Annotated in this window: 11 protein-coding genes; 2 read left to right on the forward strand and 9 right to left on the reverse strand. The window is 62.9% G+C overall.

What is annotated here, in order from left to right; all coding sequences use genetic code 11:
- Positions 1-17 precede the first annotated feature (17 nt).
- Both I5L79_RS21395 and I5L79_RS21400 read left to right on the forward strand, forming a co-directional pair.
- On the forward strand, positions 18-4,580 hold the full coding sequence (locus tag I5L79_RS21395; protein ID WP_196957129.1) for an Ig-like domain-containing protein: 4,563 nt from the start codon (positions 18-20) through the stop codon (positions 4,578-4,580).
- A 60-nt stretch (positions 4,581-4,640) separates the two neighbouring features.
- A complete protein-coding gene (locus I5L79_RS21400) occupies positions 4,641-4,850 on the forward strand; it encodes a PID-CTERM protein-sorting domain-containing protein (RefSeq protein WP_196957130.1) in 210 nt (69 codons plus the stop codon).
- A 462-nt stretch (positions 4,851-5,312) separates the two neighbouring features.
- On the opposite strand, the gene I5L79_RS21405 is transcribed toward I5L79_RS21400, so the two are convergent.
- From I5L79_RS21405 to I5L79_RS21445, 9 genes are all read right to left on the reverse strand, one after another.
- Positions 5,313-7,079, reverse strand: coding sequence for a sensor histidine kinase (locus I5L79_RS21405; RefSeq protein WP_196957131.1), 1,767 nt, complete (start codon positions 7,077-7,079; stop codon positions 5,313-5,315).
- A gap of 25 nt (positions 7,080-7,104) precedes the next feature.
- Positions 7,105-8,274, reverse strand: a complete 1,170-nt coding sequence (locus I5L79_RS21410; RefSeq protein ID WP_196957132.1) for a sensor protein KdpD — start codon at positions 8,272-8,274, stop codon at positions 7,105-7,107.
- A gap of 117 nt (positions 8,275-8,391) precedes the next feature.
- Positions 8,392-9,576 carry a porin gene (locus I5L79_RS21415; protein ID WP_196957133.1) on the reverse strand — a complete coding sequence of 395 codons (1,185 nt, stop codon included), beginning with the start codon at positions 9,574-9,576 and terminating at the stop codon, positions 8,392-8,394.
- 169 nt (positions 9,577-9,745) lie between these two features.
- Complete coding sequence (kdpC, locus tag I5L79_RS21420; RefSeq protein WP_196957134.1) at positions 9,746-10,312, reverse strand: potassium-transporting ATPase subunit KdpC; 567 nt, start codon at positions 10,310-10,312, stop codon at positions 9,746-9,748.
- A 23-nt stretch (positions 10,313-10,335) separates the two neighbouring features.
- Positions 10,336-12,378 (reverse strand): potassium-transporting ATPase subunit KdpB, encoded by a 2,043-nt coding sequence (gene kdpB, locus I5L79_RS21425; protein ID WP_196957135.1) that lies wholly within the window; start codon positions 12,376-12,378, stop codon positions 10,336-10,338.
- 31 nt (positions 12,379-12,409) lie between these two features.
- The gene (gene kdpA, locus I5L79_RS21430; protein WP_196957136.1) at positions 12,410-14,110 is read right to left on the reverse strand and encodes a potassium-transporting ATPase subunit KdpA; all 1,701 of its coding nucleotides are present in this window, start codon (positions 14,108-14,110) and stop codon (positions 12,410-12,412) included.
- A 27-nt stretch (positions 14,111-14,137) separates the two neighbouring features.
- Positions 14,138-14,218 carry a K(+)-transporting ATPase subunit F gene (gene kdpF / locus I5L79_RS23840; protein WP_196957165.1) on the reverse strand — a complete coding sequence of 27 codons (81 nt, stop codon included), beginning with the start codon at positions 14,216-14,218 and terminating at the stop codon, positions 14,138-14,140.
- Between the two features lie 459 nt (positions 14,219-14,677).
- On the reverse strand, positions 14,678-16,039 hold the full coding sequence (locus I5L79_RS21440) for a sigma-54-dependent transcriptional regulator (protein ID WP_196957137.1): 1,362 nt from the start codon (positions 16,037-16,039) through the stop codon (positions 14,678-14,680).
- Positions 16,040-16,483: 444 nt separating this feature from the next.
- A complete protein-coding gene (locus tag I5L79_RS21445) occupies positions 16,484-17,701 on the reverse strand; it encodes a WD40 repeat domain-containing protein (RefSeq protein ID WP_196957138.1) in 1,218 nt (405 codons plus the stop codon).

The raw sequence follows: 17,701 nt of genomic DNA on the forward strand, positions 1-17,701 counted from the left end.
CCTTTTTCCTCACTGCTTTGCTACACCTTTCCTCCTTGCTGCCGCCCCGCCGTTACGCTGGCCGGCGTACTTACTGGTGGCTCGCCCTGCTGCTCACGCTGTTCGGCACCGGCCTGGCCCCGGACGCTTTCGCAATGGCCATGAGCTACGCCACCGGCCCAAGTACGCGCGACGTGGCGGCGGGCGACTTCAAGGTCGACGGCCGCCTCGACCTGGTCACGGCCAACGGCAACACCGCCGCCGCGCCCCTCACCATCACCTACGCGCCCCCGGCCACGGTGGTATCGGTTACGGGCACGACGCCCTCGCCCACGGCCACGGCCACGGTGAGCTACCGGGTCGTGTTTTCGGCCCCCGTCACGGGCCTGACCATTGACAACTTCATCGTGACGACCGACAATAACTTCTTTGTACGGCCCAGCGTGACCAGCGTGAGCGGCTCGGGCACCACGTACACGGTGGTGGTGAATACCGGCGACGGCAGCGGTACGCTCCGCCTGAACGTGGCCAACAGCACGAACGTGACGCCATCCATTACGGGCCTGCCCACTGCCAACGGCGACACCTATACCATCTACAAGAGATTCCCCGCCGGGCTCGTTTTGCTCCTTCAGGCCGGGGGCAGCGCCTCGGGCAAGAGAGACGTGACAGCCTTTGTGGACCAGGTGAAGGTATTCAGCGGCAACTCAGCCTTCGACAACGGCCTGCAAAACGGCAGCTTCGAGGCCAACAACGTGGACCCCCGCACCTTCAAGCAGAAGGCCGATGGCGTGGTAGCCACCCCCTGGAGCTTCAGTGGCCTGGCCGGCGTGTCGCGCAACGACAGCCCCTTTGGCTCCGTAACATCCGAGGGCGACGCAGTAGGCTTAGTCCAGACTTCCACTGACGTTGTCAACGGCACCGATGCCAGCATCTCGCAGCAGCTGGCCGTGCCTACGGGCAGCTACCGGGTGAGCTTCCGGGCCGCCCAGCGTACCAACAACAACCTCAGCGACCAGGTGGTGAACGTGTTCCTGTTTCAATTTGGCACGCCCGTATTCCTAGGTAGCATCCAGCCCAACAGTGACGGAGTCTATGAAGCTTTCCATTCGGCCACGTTCAGCGTGACGGCCCCGGCCGTGACGACCACCGTCACCAGCGCCACGGCCCCCAATGGCAGCACGAGCAACGCCGCCACGCTCAGCTACACCGTGACCTTCAGCCAGAGCGTGGGCACCACCTTCACCGCCGACGACGTGACGGTGAGCAATGGCACGCTCACCGGCTTCGCCGGCTCGGGTACTACCTACACCTTCTCCGTCACCCCCAGCAGCTCCGGCCCCGTGCGGGTGAGTGTGGCCAGCGGTGTGGCCCAGGATGCCAACAACACCACCAACCAGGCGTCGGAGGTATATACCATCACCAATGGCGAGCCAACCGCGACGGTGGTATCGGTCACGGGGCTGACGCCCTCGCCGACGGCGACGGCCACGGTGAGCTACCGGGTGACCTTTTCATCCAGTTCCTTCAGTGTTACGGGCGTAAGCGAGAGCAACTTCTCGGTGACGAGCACAACGGGCGCCACGGTCAGCAGCGTGTCGGGCTCGGGCACCACGTACACAGTGGTCGTGAACACGGGCAGCGGCGACGGCACCCTGCGCCTGAACGTGGCCAACAGCACGGGCATCACGCCCACTGTGACCAACACGCCCTACACTGGCGGCACTGAATACACCATCACCCGAAACTTCGCGGCCGCGCCCACCCTGAGCATCCAAGCGGCGGGCAGCGCCAGCAACAACGGCGACGTGACGGCCTTTGTGGATGTGGTGCAGGTGCTGCAAAGCGGGTCGAGCACTGTGGTGGCAAATGGTATCCAGAACGGCAGCTTCGAAACGAATAACGTGGCAGCGAACGGCGCCAAGAAGACGTCCGACGGCGTGGAGGCCGCGCCTTGGCGCTTCACCGGCACGTCCGGGGTGTCGCGCAATGGCAGCCCCTTCGGCTCGGTAGCAGCCGAGGGCAACGCGGTGGCCCTGGTGCAGAGCGCTGGCAACAACAATGCTAGCCTTGCGCAAAACCTGGCCGTGCCCACAGGCAGCTACCAGGTGAGCTTTCGGGCGGTCCAGCGCAACTACAGCGCTAAGAACCAGCGGCTGAACGTATTCGTCGACGACGTGTTCGTGGGCAACATTCAGCCGAATAGCACTCCGACGTACGACACCTTTACCTCGGCCACGTTCAACGTGACGGCCCCGGCCCTGACGGCCACCGTCTCAAGCGCCACAGCCCCCAGCGGCAGTACGAGCAACGCCGCCACGCTCAGCTACACCGTGACCTTCAGCCAGAGCGTGGGCACCACCTTCACCGCCGACGACTTGACGGTGAGCAACGGCACGCTCTCGGACTTTGCCGGCTCGGGTACTACCTACACCTTCTCCGTCACCCCCAGCAGCTCCGGCCCCGTGCGGGTGAGTGTGGCCGACGGCGTGGCCCAGGATGCTAACAACACCACCAGCCAAGCATCAGAGGTTTATTCTATCACCTACACCAGCGCCCTGACGTGGACGGGTGCCGTGAGCACGGCCTGGGCTACGGCCGGCAACTGGAGCCCGGCCCAGGTGCCCACCATTGATAACGACGTGACCATCCCTGCCGGCCCGGCCAATCAGCCCGTGGTAAGCGGCGACCAGACCGCCCGCAACCTGGATCTGGCCACCGGTGCCCACCTCACCCTGGCCGCAGGCAGTGAGCTGACCGTGGGCACGCTGACCACCATTACCATCGAGGACGGCAACTTCACGTTGGCTTCCGGCAGCTTCTTCACCCAGCTCGCCAACAGCGAAATCTACCTGGCCGGCAACCTGACCAACAACGGGGCCACCTTCGCCCTCGACCCTACCAGCGAAGTGGCCTTCGGCGGCCCCACGCACCTGTTCAACGGCACCACCGGCATGGAGCTGCAAACCATGACGCTGGGCGAGCGGGGTAGCTACGACATAGTGGAGCTGCGCGTGCCCGTGCGCATCCGCCGCAAGCTGGCCGTGTACAACAACTCCACCACATTCCAGGGCCCCGGCGGCTCGCTCACGCTGCTCTCCGACGCCTCGGGCACGGCCCTGATTGAGAACGGCAGCGCCAGCTACGTGCTCGGCCCCATCACCCTGCAGCGCTACCTCAACCCGCAGACCAGCACCGGCATAACGTACAGTGGCCTGGGCTACCGCCACTACAGCTCCCCGATGAACAGCTCCACGGTGGCCGACCTGGCCACCGCCGGCTTCACGCCCGAGGTCAGCCAGGCCCAAGTGTACAACACGTCCGCAACGCCGGGCCAGGTGAAGCCCTTCCCCACCGTGTTCGGCTACGAGCAGGAGCGCGTGACCATGACCAGCACCTACAAGCCGTTCGACCGGGGCTTTTTCGTGCCCGAGGGCACCGGCGACAATAAAAACGCCCCGTTGGAAGTAGGCCGGGGCTACGCCGTGCACATCAAGGGCACGGAGAAAGTAGATTTCACCGGCACGCCCAACACGGGTAACATTAACCTGAGCCTGAGCCGGGTGTCCGAAAACGCCGACGCCGGCTGGGCGTTGGTGGGCAACCCCTACCCGTCCCCCCTCGACGGCAGCCTGTTGCTGACGGATGAAAACGCTCCTGGCCTGGACCAGAGCTTCTATGTGGTGGAAAGCACCGGCCCCTACGCCGGTATGTACCGCTCCTACGTGGCCGGCTTCGGCGGCGCGCAGAACCCACTTATCGCCATGGGGCAGGGCTTTTTCGTGCGCGTGAGCCAGAACCGCACCAGCGGCCAGCTACGCTTTCGCAACGCCCAGCGCATCACCGAGTTCGACCAGCACGTGCTCATGCACCGCGGCGGTGCTGCCAATCAGCCCACCGTGTCCCTCACCCTGCGTGGCGCCACCGGCCCCGCCGATAAGCTCTTCGTGTACGCCGACGCCCAGGCCACGGCCGGCTTCGATGGTCGCTACGACGCCTGGAAGCTGCCCAACTCCACAGGCCTGAACCTGAGCAGCCGCTCATTTGCCGACCAGGACCTGAGCATTGACGGGCGCCCGACCTTCACGACGGCCACCCTCGTTGCCCTGGCCGTGGGCGTGCCTGCCGCCGGTACTTACACCATCAGCGCCGCCTCGCTCTCCAACCTGCCCGCCGGGCTGGACGCTTACCTGAGCGACGCCGCTACGGGCCAGACTGTGCAGCTGGCCGAGGGCGCCTCGTACAGCTTCAGCGTGACAGCCGCGCAGTCGGTGGCCCTGCTCACGAACCGCTTCACGCTCTCCTTCAACACGGGTACCGCGCTGGCCACGGCGCCGGCCGAGTTGGCGGCGCAAGTGAGCGTGTACCCCAACCCGGCCACGGGCCGCTTCGCCGTGACGCTGCCGGCTATGGCCGGGGCGCGCACGGTGGAAGCAGCGCTGCTCAATAGCCTGGGCCAGGTGGTACGCCGGCAGTCGGTGAACCTGCGGGCCGATGGCGCCCACTTCGAGGTCGAAGCCGAGGGCCTGAGCGCGGGCGTGTACTCGCTGCGCCTGACGGCCGGGGCGACCACAATCATCAAGCGCGTGGTGCTGCAGTAAGCGTAAGTCGGCCCCACCCCGGGCGGGGCCGGCTATTTTCTCTTTGCTTGTTTTCTCTTTATGAAGAAGCTGTTTGTAGTATCGGCCCTGCTTGTGGCTCTATCGGCGCTCAGTACCCGCCATGCCCAAGCCCAGGGCGAACCTGGCTCTACGGGCCCGCAGCCTGACCCGGACCCAACGGCCGTCCCGATTGATGGGGGGGCATCCCTGCTACTGGCCGCTGGCGTGGGTTTGGGCCTACGCGCCTTGCGTGCCCGCCAAGCCCGTTAGCTTGCGCACCTACTTATTCCCCCACAAAAAAGCTCCTCGTTTCGGAGAAGCTTTTTTGTGGGGGAATAAGTAGTGTGTGTTGGCCTTATTTTGGCTCAACTATCGGCACCTCATGTTGGGATGTCACTTGCGTTCATCAGTCAGCATTCCCCGAGCTAAGAGCCGATTGGCTATCGGTCTGCAGCCAAGCTACAGCTTGTTCCAAGTCCATGAATACGGCTGCGCGAACATACTCGCGTAATTCGTGTAAGACGAAATCCTTGTGCAGCCTCCGGGTAGGATCGGCCTGGGGAAGCACGGCATACCGATCAATAGGTAAGCAGTTATCGGTACTAAGTCACCCCATACCTCGTCGCACCTTCCTAATAACGTCCGTTTAACTAATGTGGCAAGGGTTCCAGGTAAGTGAGCCCCGGACTAATACGAGCAGCTCCGGCAAGGGCTGGTGAGTGAAACATGGGACTAAGAAGCCATTGGCAACGTGAAGTAGAACGTGCTGCCGCTGCCCAGTTCGCTTTCCACCCACAGCCGTCCGCCCTGGGTGGTGATGAACTCGCGGGCAATGCTCAGGCCCAGGCCCGAGCCGCCGCGGTAGCCCGCCTTGTCGGGCAGCTGGGCAAAGCGCTGGAAGATTTTCTCGTGATGCTCCGACGCGATGCCCGGCCCGCGGTCCTGCACGCTCACCCGCACGAAGCGCCCCGCCACGGTAACCCGCACGGTGAGGGCCTCCCCGCCCGGCGAGTAGCGAATGGCATTGGCCAGCAGATTGATGAGCACCCAGGTGGTTTTTTCCACGTCAGCCAGCACGCTGGGCAGGTTCACGGTGCGGTGCAGCTCTAGGTGCAACTGCTTGTCGTCGAGTTGGGGCTGCACGGTGGCAGTGGCAAAGCTTATCACGTCGGCCAGGTCAGTGGGGCGCAGGTTGAGCTGGATGCCAGCGCCGGCGTCGAGGCGAGCCACGTCGAGCAGCTCGGCTACCATGCGCTGCAGGCGCTGGGCTTCCTGGCGAATGTAACCCGCTACCTGCTGCCGCTCCCCGGCGGGCAGGCGCTCGTCCAGCAGCAGCTTGGCATTGATGGTGATACTGGAAAGCGGCGTTTTCAGCTCATGCGACACGGTGGCCAGGAAGTTGGATTTCACCTGGTCGAGCTTCTTGAAGTCCGACACGTTGCGTAGCGTCAGAATCTGACCCACAAACTCGTTTTTGTCGCGGGCCTGGTTGAACGATACCAGCTGTTGCACGGCCAGGCGGTAAAAGGCTTCCTCGCCCTGCTGGGCGATGCGCAGCAGGGGGGCATCGGCGATGGCCTGCTCGCGGCGGGCCGCGTCCGATTCCAGTGGGAGCAGCATTTCGCGCATCAGGTCGTTATCCCGGGCTACCTCGGCCGCCAGCCGTCCTACCACGCGGGCGGCGGGCAAGCTAAGCAGGGCGCAGGCCACGGGGTTGGCCAGGATAATGCGCCGGTTTTCGTCGAGCAGCAGCAGCCCCTCGTCCAGGCTGCTCACGATGCTGGCGGCCCGGTTGCGCTCAGTGAGCACCTCGGCTATGGTGGAGTTGCGGAACTCCTGCAGCTGCACCAGCATGCGGTTGAAGGCCAGGGCCACGCGCCCGTATTCGTTGGCGCTTTCCACGGGAATGGTGGCCGTGAAGTCACTTTCGGTGGCGTGCTCCAGGCTGGCGATGAGCGTGCGCAGCGGCCCTACGGCCGCTTCGGGCACGCTCAGCACAAACAGCAGACCGACCAGCAGGCTTACTACTACAAACGCCAGCAGGTAGTAGCGGGCCTCCGTGGCCCGACGGGCGGCCTGCTCGTTTTTCCGGGTAAGGGCGGCCGTGTTAAGCGCCACCATGCGGTAGGTTTGCCGGCGCAGCAGGGCCAGCTTGGGCGCGAGGGCGGCGGACGCGCCGGCATCGAGCAGGCGCTGGAAGTCAGCCTGGTTTTGCGTAAGGCTATCGACCAGTTCCCGTTCTCCGGCCTCGGTGATGTTGCCGGCCTCGCGGGTCAGGCTCTGGCGAAACTGGGGCAGCCCGGCTTCCGGCGCCGCGGCCATCTGGTCGAGGGCCTGGAGCATCTTTTGGCCCAGCTCCACGGAGTAGAAGTTGTCCTGCAACACGTTGCGTGAGCCGCGCTCCAGCCGCTGCACCGTGTAGTATGCGTAGCCGCCCAGGGCCAGCAGCAGCGTGAGCATGGCCAGAAAGCCGAGCGTAATCAGGGTTTTAACGTTCATCTTCTTTAGCACAAATCCTTTGAAATCAGTAGGTAACCAGGAAAATATCCAGGTCCCGGTTGGTATGGGCCAGGGCACGCAGCAAATCGTTGGTGACGCCGCGCCGGGAGAGTTGGCCCCATAGTCCTTTTTCGCTGGTGATGCCGCACACAAGCAAGGTTGCTTCTTTTTCAGCTGCCACCCGCGTGATGGCCCCCACGATGTCATCGTCCTTGACGCGCAGAATCTGGGCGCCCAGCTCTGTGGCGAGCTGTAGATTATGCAGCAAATGGCGTTGGGTAGCCAGCCCGATGCGGTCTGCGGTTTCGTGGCCGGTCTGCACGTAGAGCACGTACCAGGCGGCAGCCGAAAGCCGGTCGGCCAGGCGCGAGGTTTTGCGGATGATTTCCCGGGCGGCCTGGTCGTTGGAGTTGATGCAGGCCAGCAGGCGGTCGTCGTTGCGACGGGCCGCGGACACGGCCGGGGCGCCGCCGCTGCCGGTTTCCACCTGCCGGCCCAGCAGCTGGGCCACTTCGCGCACGGCCAGTCGCCGCAGCTGCAGCAGGTTTTCGGCCTGGAAGAAGTGGGCCAGTGCCGTGGGCACCTTGGCCGGGTCGTAGATTTTGCCTTCCTCCAAACGGGCCCGCAGCTCGCCTACGGTCACATCCACGTTCACCATTTCGTCGGCCAGCTGGAGCAGCCGGTCGGGAATGCGCTCCGTGACGTCGGTGCCCGTGATTTTGAGCACCTGGTCGTGCAGGCTTTCCAGGTGCTGCACGTTCACAGCCGTAATCACGGAAATGCCCTGGGCCACGAGGTATTCCACGTCCTGCCAGCGCTTTTCGTGGCGCGAGCCGGGCACGTTGGAGTGGGCCAGCTCGTCCACAATTACCACCTGCGGGCGGCGCTGCGCGATGCCCTCCACGTCCATTTCCTCCAGCGCCCGGCCTTTGTAGAAGATGTGCTTGCGGGGCAGCAGCGGCACCTGGCGCAGCTGGGCTACGGTTTCGGCGCGGCCGTGGGTTTCCACGTAGCCCAGCAGCACGTGCACGCCGTGCTGGTGCAGGTCGTGGGCTTCCTGCAGCATGCGGTATGTTTTGCCTACGCCGGCAGCCAGGCCCAGGTACACCTTGAGTGTGCCACGCCGCTTGGCCTGCACCAGGCGCAGAAACCGCTCGGCGGAGGTATCGTGCTGGTCTTCTTCGGTCGGACTCATGGAAAGGATAGCAAAAGAACACGGGACCCTCCGGCCGTCTCTGCCGCCGAAATTCAGCAATTCAGGAGAAAACCGGAGGGTGAGCAGGTGAGGGAAATTGCGCAGCGGCAGGACGGGTTAAAACGAAATGGCGATGCTGGACGTGAGGTTGGTGTAGGTGCTGCGGGTGTTGCCACCGGTTTCGACAAACACCTTGTCAGCGGCTGTAAGCACCCGGCCTTCGAGGCGCACGAGCACATTGCCGGTGGGCGCGTAGTCCAGGCCCAGCGAGCCGCCACGGATAAAGGCGTTGGGGTTGCCCACCGCCGGGGAGTAGGAGCCGATGATGACGCCGCGCTCGGCCTTATAATATTCGCCGCGCAGGGCAGTGGTCCACTTGTCGGCCAGCTTGTAGCGTACATAAGCAGCCCCAGTGTGCCAGGTGTCGTATTTTTCGCCCGAGGTGCCGGCCGGGCGGTGGGCCTGCTGCTTACCCACATCGAATACTAAGGCCAGGGAGAGGCGGTCGGTAGCAGTGTAGCTGGCGTAGAAGTTGTGAAAGTACCGGCGGCGGGCAGTGGTGTCCTGAGGCTGCTCCTGCCCGTAAAATGTGCTGGAGTTGATAAGCAGCTTCTCCGTGGGCTTCCACTGAATCTGGGTGCCCAGGGCCTTGGCTTGGTTGTTATCGCGCAGGTTCTGCCAGCCGTCGAGCACCAGTCCCGTCAGCGTCAGCGTGAGGCCGACTTCGTAGGTAAGGCGTGCCCCCGCTTGGTAGTAGGGCGAGTTTTCGGCCATGAGCGAGCGGGTCAGCGTCCAGTTGTCCTTGCTGATGGCCGACTCAAACCCGATGTGGGAACCAAAGATGCCCACATCCAGCCAGGCTTTCTGGAAAGGCCGGAAGCCGGCATAAGCCTCGTAGATGTGCTTGAATACCTGGTCCTCGGCGGCGTAGTTAGCCGTGACGTACGAGCCGGAGTGCAGGCCGATGGCCCCGCGCACGTTGTCGTCCTGGTAGCGCATGCCCAGGATGGCGTTGTTGAGGGTAAACTCGTTCTGGCGGTCGTGCGAGTAGAGAAAGCCGGGGCGGTCCTGGGTGTTATCGTTGTTGAAATCGTAGCCGTAGTAGGCGTCCGCAAAGCCGTAAAAGGTCAGGGGATTGGTGGGCGTGGGCGTGGCCTGCACGGGTGAGGCCGTCGGGGGCACGGCCAGAGCGGAATCGGTCGTGGGCATGGTTTGCGCTAGTACGGGAACCGTGCAGCCCATCGCCAGCAGCAAGGCGCTTAGCCGGCTTTTGAAATCAGCGGGATGGAAAGCGGTATTCATGGGTAATGAGAGAAGAGGGAATGGCGGGCGGCGCTTCTAAGCGGCCAGTTCCACCAGCAGCCAGAGCAGGCCTAAGATGAGGAATGTGTAACCCACCTGAAATCGACGCGGCGGGTGGCGGTGCGCCCGCAACCTTCGATGAACAGCAGTTAGCATGGGAGTTGAGCGGTTAACGGCCGGCCGGAGCCAGCGCGTCCAGGGCCAGGTTCAGGCGCAGCACGTTCACGCGGTCGGGACCCAGCAGGCCGTTTTCCGTGTATTGCGCCACCAGGCCCTGCACGGTGGCGGCGTCCAGGTTGCGGGCTTTGGCGATGCGGTCCACCTGAATGGTAGCTGCCTGGGGGGAAAGGTGCGGGTCCAGCCCCGAGCCGGAGGCGGTAATCAGTTCAGCGGGCACCTGGCTTTTGGTTACCCCCGGGTTTTGCAGCAGCAGTGTGTCGAGGCGCTGCTGTACCAGGGCCAGGTATTCGGGATTGGTCGGCCCCTTGTTGGAGCCGGCCGAGCCGGCGGCGTTGTAGTCAACGGCCGAAGGACGGCCGTTGAAGTACTCGGGCCGGTCAAATTTCTGGCCCTCGTTGGCGTAGCCCACCACGCGGCCGTTCTGGCTGACCGTTACGCCCTGGCCCTGGTTAGGGGCCAACTGGGCGCCCGCCCAGATGAGCGCCGGGTACACCACGGCGCAGAGTACTAACAGCACCAGCGTGAGGCGAAAAGCGGGAAGGAGGTTATTTTTCATGATACGATGAGGAAAATCTGCGACTACAAAAACAGGCCGACCAGCAGGTCAATGGCCTTGATGCCGATAAATGGGACAATCACGCCACCCAGGCCGTAAATCAGTAGGTTGCGGCGCAGAAGGGCCGAAGCGCCGATGGCTTTGTAAGGCACGCCGCGTAGCGCCAGCGGCACCAGGGCGGGGATGATGATGGCGTTGAAGATGACGGCCGAGAGAATGGCTGACTGCGGTGACTTCAGACCCATGATGTTGAGAGCGGCCAGGGCGGGGATGCCCACCATGAACAGCGCCGGCACGATGGCGAAGTACTTGGCCACGTCGTTGGCAATGGAAAAGGTGGTCAGCGTGCCGCGGGTCATGAGCAGCTGCTTGCCGATTTCTACCACCTCGATGAGCTTGGTGGGGTCGTTGTCGAGGTCGACCATGTTGCCGGCTTCCTTTGCGGCCTGGGTGCCTGAGTTCATGGCCACGCCCACGTCGGCTTGGGCCAGGGCGGGCGCATCGTTGGTGCCGTCGCCCATCATGGCCACCAGCTTGCCGGCCTGCTGCTCGGCGCGGATGTACTGCATCTTATCCTCAGGCTTGGCCTCGGCGATGAAGTCGTCGACGCCCGCCTTCTCAGCGATGAACTTGGCCGTGAGCGGATTGTCGCCGGTCACCATCACCGTCTTGATGCCCATTGCCCGCAGCCGCTCGAAACGCTCCTGAATGCCGGGCTTGATGATGTCCTGCAACTCCACCACGCCCAGCACCTTGTCATTTTGGCTCAGCACCAGCGGGGTGCCGCCGTTGCTGGAAATTTTCACCACCTGGTAGGCGGTTTCCTGCGGGAAGGTGAAGCCGGCGGCGTTCGAGAGGTTGCGCATGGCGTCTGAGGCGCCCTTGCGGATGCGGGTGCCGTCGGTCAGCGTCACGCCGCTACTGCGGGTTTCAGCCGTGAACTTGATGAGTTCGGCCCCGGCCAAACGGTTCTGCAGCTGCGCGGAGTCCACCTTGTTGTCGCGGGCCAGCTCCACAATGCTTTTGCCTTCGGGAGTTTCATCGGTGAGCGAACTGAGGGTGGCGTATTCCACGAACTGCGTTATCGGCACGCCGGGGGCGGGCCAGAAGTGGGTGGCTTTGCGGTTGCCGATGGTAATGGTGCCGGTTTTGTCCAGCAGTAGCACGTCGATGTCACCGGCAGTTTCCACGGCCTTGCCGCTCTTGGTGATGACGTTGGCGCGCAGGGCGCGGTCCATACCCGCGATGCCGATGGCGGAGAGCAGTCCGCCGATGGTGGTCGGAATCAAACAGACGAACAGCGCGATGAAGGAGGAAATGGCGATGGGCGTCTTCGAGTATTCGGCAAATGGCTGCAGAGTCACGCACACAATCACGAACACCAGCGTAAAACCCGCCAGCAGAATCGTCAGGGCAATTTCGTTGGGCGTTTTCTGCCGCGAGGCGCCTTCCACCAGCGCAATCATCTTGTCGAGAAACGACTCGCCGGGGGCCGTGGTTACCTGCACCACAATGCGGTCAGACAAGACCTTGGTCCCCCCCGTCACGCTGGATTTGTCGCCGCCGGCCTCACGGATAACTGGGGCCGACTCGCCGGTAATAGCCGACTCGTCGATGGTGGCCAGGCCTTCGATAATCTCGCCGTCGGTGGGGATGATTTCGCCGGCCACGACTACGAATACCTGGCCTTTCAGCAGTTGGGCAGAGCTGACGACCTGCATCTGGCCGTTTTCGAGCCGCACGTTGGCGGGCGTATCCTGCCGGGTTTTACGCAGGGAGTCAGCCTGGGCCTTGCCCCGTGCTTCGGCAATGGCCTCGGCAAAGTTGGCGAAGAGCAGGGTCAGAAACAGCACCAGAAAAACGGTGAAGTTGTAGCCAAACGAGCCCTGGGCGGGGTCGGGGTTCACCAGCAGCCCGAGGGTGACGAGGAGCATTACCACCGTCCCGATTTCCACGGTGAACATCACCGGGTTGCGGAACATGATGCGCGGGTCGAGCTTGACGAAGGCCTGCTTGATGGCTTCGGCGACCAGCGCGGGTTGAAATAAAGACTGGGACTGTGCCATGTAAGGGAAAGAAAATAGCGGGGAGGAGAGCCTAGTAGAGCGAGAAATGCTCGGCAATCGGGCCCAGCGCCAAAGCGGGAAAAAAAGCCAGCGCGGCGATGATGAAAATCACGGCCAGCACCATCACGCCGAAGGTCGCGGTGTCGGCGTGCAGGGTGCCGGCGCCTTCGGGAATGTACTTTTTGCGGGCCAGCAGGCCGGCAATGGCCACGGGGCCGATGATGGGCAGAAAGCGCGCGAGCAGCAGTACGATGCCGGTGCCGATGTTCCAGAACGGCGTGTTGTCGCCCAAGCCCTCGAAGCCCGAGCCGTTGTTGGCCGCCGAGGAGGTGAACTCATACAGCATTTCCGACAGGCCGTGGAAGCCCGGGTTGGCCAGCCAGCCGGCGTACTCGGCGGGGTTGCCGGTGTAGGTGTGGGCCGCCAGGGCCGTGCCCGCCAGAATCAGCAGCGGGTGCAGCAGCGTGACGAGGATGGCAATTTTCATCTCGCGGGCCTCGATTTTCTTGCCCAGAAACTCCGGCGTGCGCCCCACCATCAGACCGGCAATGAACACGGCAATAATCAGGTAAGCAAAGAAGTTGAGCAAACCCACGCCGCAGCCGCCATAGAAGGCATTGGTCATCATGCCCAACATTTGCGTCAGGCCCGACAGCGGCATGAACGAGTCATGCATGGAGTTCACCGAGCCGCAGCTGATGATGGTGTTGGTGATGCTCCAGTAGGCCGAGGCTGCCGCGCCGAAGCGCACCTCCTTGCCTTCCATGGCCCCCAGGCTCTGGTTCACGCCCAGCTGGCTGATGGCGGGGTTGCCGTGCATTTCGTAGTACACCGCCGGGGCCAGCAGCGCCAGGAAGCCCACGGTCATCACCCCGAAAATCATATATGACAACCGTTTACGCTTTAAATAGAAGCCCAGCGCGAAAATCATGGCAATGGGGATGATTGTCAGGGCAATGTTTTCGGTGGCGTTGGTGAGGTAGTTGGGGTTTTCGAGCGGATGAGCCGAGTTGGTGCCGAAAAAGCCTCCCCCGTTGGTGCCCAGCTCCTTAATGGCCACCATGGCCGCCACCGGCCCCCGGCTCACCTGCACCGAGTCGCCCTGCAAAGTCACCAGAGCCTGTTTGCCCTGCATGGTCATCGGCGCGCCGTTGAAGGCCAGAATCAGGGCCACCACGATGGAGCCGGGAAGGAGCAGGCGCGTCAGGCTCTTGACGAAGTAGTTATAGAAGTTACCCAGCTTCTCGGTGGTGCGGGTTTGCAGGGCATTGAAGACGATGACGGCCGCCGCGATGCCGGTAGCCGCACTCACGAACTGCAGGAAGGTGATAACCGCCAGCTGCGAGAAGTAGGAAAGGCCCGACTCGCCGGAGTAGTGTTGCAGGTTGCAGTTCACCAGGAAGGAAATGGCCGTGTTAAAAGCCAAATCGGGGCTCATGGAAGAGTTGCCGTCAGGGTTGAACGGCAGGCTGCCCTGGGTGCAGAGAATGAGTATGGCCAGCAGAAACCAGACCCCGTTGATGGTGAGCAGGGCCACCATGTGCTGCTGCCAGCTCATTTCGCGCCGCTCATCGATGCCGGCCAGGCGAAAGATGCCGCGCTCTACGGGGGCCAGGAAGTCGAGCAGGTTTTTGTCGCCCCGGAAGACGTTAGCCAGGTAGCTGCCCAGCGGCAGGGCCAGCACCAAGGTGAGTAAGTAAATGCCGGCAATGCCGACTAATTCAGTGTTCATAAGTCAGGGGAGAAGGAAAGCCGGCCGTTAGAAGCGCTCCGGCTTCAGCAGCACGTATACCAAGTAGCCGAACACGGCTAGCGACAGAAGAAAAAGGGCAAGCATCATGGCAAGACGGGCTAGATGTGATCGAAAAACTCAACCGATTTGTAGAAAAGCCAGAAGCCGGCCAGGCCAGCGGCGGTGAGCAGGGGAATCATCAGGATGGGGGACATAGTCAGAGGTCTGGAGGGGTGTGGCACAAATGCCAGAGCCTTTCAGCAACTCCCGGCCCCAACTGGCCGCTGAAGCCAGTCCCTTATTTCAATTTATTGACAATCAAAATTTTATAATCATTTTGCGCGACTGACGGGCAGCTACTTCAGTGGGAGCACCCTAGCGTTTTGCTAGGGTATTTTGCAAAATGCTAGAGCCGGCCGCTGCCCGGGACCAAGGCAGATGGATAGTCTGGCAGTAGTATCGGCAGCTCTTCCTCACCAGCAGACTGCGGCTACAGAAAAGCCCCCAGTTGTAAGGCTGGGGGCTTAGTTAAAAGGCGGAATAGCACTTGGTCAGCATGTTGCTTTCCTACAGCCCATACTCCTGTATTTTGCGGTAGAGGGTTGTGAGAGCCACACCCAACACCTTGGCGGTGTCCGTTTTATTGCCCCCGCATTCCAGCAGAATGCGCTGAATGTGCTGCTTTTCAGCGTTGCGCAGGCTGCGTTCGTCTTCGGCCGGGGTGGCCGGCGAGCCCGCCTGGGCAAACAGCTGCAACTCCAGAGGTAGCCCGTCCACGGTCAATGGCTGGTTGGCGGGCGTGAGGATGGATGCCCGTTCCAGCACGTTCTTCAGTTCGCGCACGTTGCCCGGCCAGGGGTAGTGTTCCAACACGCGCAGGGCTTCGGGCGCAACAACGAGCGGGCGCTGGCGCAGCTTCACGGCGAAGTAGTGCAGGAAGTGCGCGGTGAGGGGCGCCACGTCGGCCCGGCGGGCACTCAGGGCCGGTACCGCCACCACGACCACCGAGAGGCGGTAGTACAAGTCGGGCCGAAAGTGGCCCTGTTCGGCTTCCTGGCGCAGGTTACGATTAGTGGCGGCCACGATGCGCACGTTGGCCCGGGTAGGCTTGGTGTCGCCTATTTTGGTGAACTCCTGGGCTTCGAGCACCCGCAGCAGCTTGGCTTGCACGCCGGGCTCCAGCTCCCCGATTTCATCCAGAAACAGCGTGCCGCCGTGGGCTTCGTCAAACAAGCCCTTCTTATCGGCCTGCGCTCCCGTGAAGGCGCCTTTCTTGTAGCCGAACAGCTCGGACTCCATCAGCTCGCGGGGGAAGGCCGAACAGTTGACGGCCACAAAAGGCTTGCTGCGGCGCGCGCTGGCGTAGTGAATGGCCTGGGCAAACAGCTCCTTGCCGGCGCCGGTGGAACCTTCGAGCAGCACCGTGGCGTCGGTTGGGGCCACCTGCCGGGCCATGGCTTTGGCTTTTTCCAGGGCCGGGGAGTGGCCAATCATGGCCTCAAAGCTGTACTGGGCGTCCACTTTGCGTTCGAGCTCAGCCACGCGCTGCTGCAGGCGGGCCCGGTCCATGGCCCGGCTCACCACCACCAGCAGCTGGTCGTCGGAGTCGCCCTTGGTCAGGTAGTCGAAGGCGCCCTCCTTCATGGCCCGCACCCCGTCGGGGATGGTGCCGTAGGCCGTCATCAGGATGACTTCGGCCAGCGGGGCCAGGGCTTTGTAGCGGGGCAGCAGGTCCAGGCCACGTCCGTCAGGCAACTTCACGTCGGACAGGATGACGCCGATGCTGTCGGCCTGCTCGCGCAGGATCTGCAGGCCGCGATGGGCGTCGGGCGCCTGCAGCACGGTATAGCCTTCCAGTTCCAGGGTGCGGGCTACGGCCTGTCGCAGCATGGCCTCGTCGTCGATGAGTAAAATGGTGCCGTTGGGCATAGGGAATGGGGATAAGCGCCACACGACCGGCAAGAGAAGTGCGCTTACGTCTTTCGCGGGCTTGGCAATGACCAGCACAAAGCACGACACTTTAAAGCCGATAAATACGATTATTTCGACGCGGGCTTTCACCAAACGTGCTTCGACCAATGGGACGGTCGGGAAGCGGCTCAGAAGGCAGTTCGACTAGACCGGCAAGGTTAGAAAGCTTCGCACCCGGTCTCCTAGCAAAGTACCACGCTGGCACCAAACCGCGTAGGTAGGCAAAAAGCGTCACTTTTCCGGGGGCAGTCTGATACCTAAACGTTATGTAAAGAAATAATTCCGCGAACGCGCCTTCCAACTTACGCTTCCAAACGGCCCCCAAAGTGCTATTCTGTATAGGCCATTAAATGACTTCCCGATCTCACTGAGAATAAGACAGGAAAGATAGTGCGCAACTCTTCAGCGCAGCCGGTACAGGTGCAGCACGTCGGTAGCGGCCCGCGTATCGTCGGGCTGTATCAGCGCCAAGCGTCGCGAATCAGCGGCCCACTGCACCATTTGGACCTCCCCATCGCCGGTGGGTAGCGGCGTCTGGTGAAACGTGTCGGTATTGAGCACAAAGGCCTGCCCTTCCTCCGTCAGGTAAAACAGGTACTGCCCGTCGGGGCTGAGTACCGCCTTCGAAAACGGGCTCGGCAAGGCCCGCTCCCGCTGTCCCCTCCCCTTGCGCCAATAGCTCAGGTAGTATCGGGTATTGTCCGGGTCCTGGCCCTGGCCCACGAGCACTGCCTCTCCCGAAGGACGCAGACCGATCAGCTCGTCAACATACGCCTCGCTGCTGAGCCCGAAGCTTTGCGCTAGGCCCCGCTTGGTATACAGGTGGTGTTCGTAGGTATTGGCCATCCAGAGAGAATGATCCTGCGGCACGGCTACCGAGTAATACAGCTGCCCCGCGCCCGGCCAGACGCCCCCTAGTAAATGGTAGTGCCCATGGCTGCGCTGGACCGCGTAGAGTGTATCGGTGCGTCGCGTACGCAGATTCAGTTGCAGCAGCCCCACGCCACCCGCGTAGCTGCCATTGGTCGTATCGCCGATTTGGTACACCAGCTCCTGCGGGCCCGTGAACTGCGGCTCGAAGAGAAACGTCCGTGCTGGGCGCGCTACCGTGGTGATGTGCCGCGTCGTGCGGTCGTACAGCCGGATGGGATTACCGGTAAAGGTAGAGGCCAGCGTGCGAAGGGTAGGCATCGGCCGCAGTTGGTAGCTATAGGCCAACCGCTGGCCATCGGGCGAAAAGGCCGGCGTCCAGCCGTAGTCAACCTGGGTCAGCTGCCGCGTATCGGTGCGCAGCAGGCTAATGGTTGGATCCTCACTCCGGTCGTTGGCCGGCAAGGGAGACGGGGGCGGCCCGTCGTGATGGGCCGGTTGGCGCTGGTACTGTAGCACCAGCGCCAGTTCCGAGGTATGGGGAGCAAAGGCTACATCCAGAATAGACCGGCCGGCCTGATGCCAGGAGAAGTGCGCCTCCACTACCGGCGTGGCGGCCACCACCGCCTCGGCTGCTGTTGGCTGCGGGGCTACGTCCTGCTCTGCCGCGGCTGGGGCCTTTTTGGCCTGTTCCTGACAAGCAAAGCAGCTACTCAGTAGGCCATACAGCAGCCATCGATGTGGTCTCAT

This window comes from Hymenobacter guriensis (assembly GCF_015773195.1).
In the GTDB taxonomy this organism is placed as follows: Bacteria; Bacteroidota; Bacteroidia; order Cytophagales; family Hymenobacteraceae; genus Hymenobacter; species Hymenobacter guriensis.

Excerpts from the sequence above, each read along its gene's own strand:
- I5L79_RS21445 (WP_196957138.1), bottom strand. The coding sequence starts at position 17,701 with ATGAGACCACATCGATGGCTGCTGTATGGCCTACTGAGTAGCTGCTTT.
- I5L79_RS21440 (WP_196957137.1), bottom strand. The coding sequence starts at position 16,039 with ATGCCCAACGGCACCATTTTACTCATCGACGACGAGGCCATGCTGCGA.
- I5L79_RS21410 (WP_196957132.1), bottom strand. The coding sequence starts at position 8,274 with ATGAGTCCGACCGAAGAAGACCAGCACGATACCTCCGCCGAGCGGTTT.
- I5L79_RS21405 (WP_196957131.1), bottom strand. The coding sequence starts at position 7,079 with ATGAACGTTAAAACCCTGATTACGCTCGGCTTTCTGGCCATGCTCACG.
- I5L79_RS21415 (WP_196957133.1), bottom strand. The coding sequence starts at position 9,576 with ATGAATACCGCTTTCCATCCCGCTGATTTCAAAAGCCGGCTAAGCGCC.
- kdpA (WP_196957136.1), bottom strand. The coding sequence starts at position 14,110 with ATGAACACTGAATTAGTCGGCATTGCCGGCATTTACTTACTCACCTTG.
- I5L79_RS21400 (WP_196957130.1), top strand. The coding sequence starts at position 4,641 with ATGAAGAAGCTGTTTGTAGTATCGGCCCTGCTTGTGGCTCTATCGGCG.
- kdpB (WP_196957135.1), bottom strand. The coding sequence starts at position 12,378 with ATGGCACAGTCCCAGTCTTTATTTCAACCCGCGCTGGTCGCCGAAGCC.
- kdpC (WP_196957134.1), bottom strand. The coding sequence starts at position 10,312 with ATGAAAAATAACCTCCTTCCCGCTTTTCGCCTCACGCTGGTGCTGTTA.
- kdpF (WP_196957165.1), bottom strand. The coding sequence starts at position 14,218 with ATGATGCTTGCCCTTTTTCTTCTGTCGCTAGCCGTGTTCGGCTACTTG.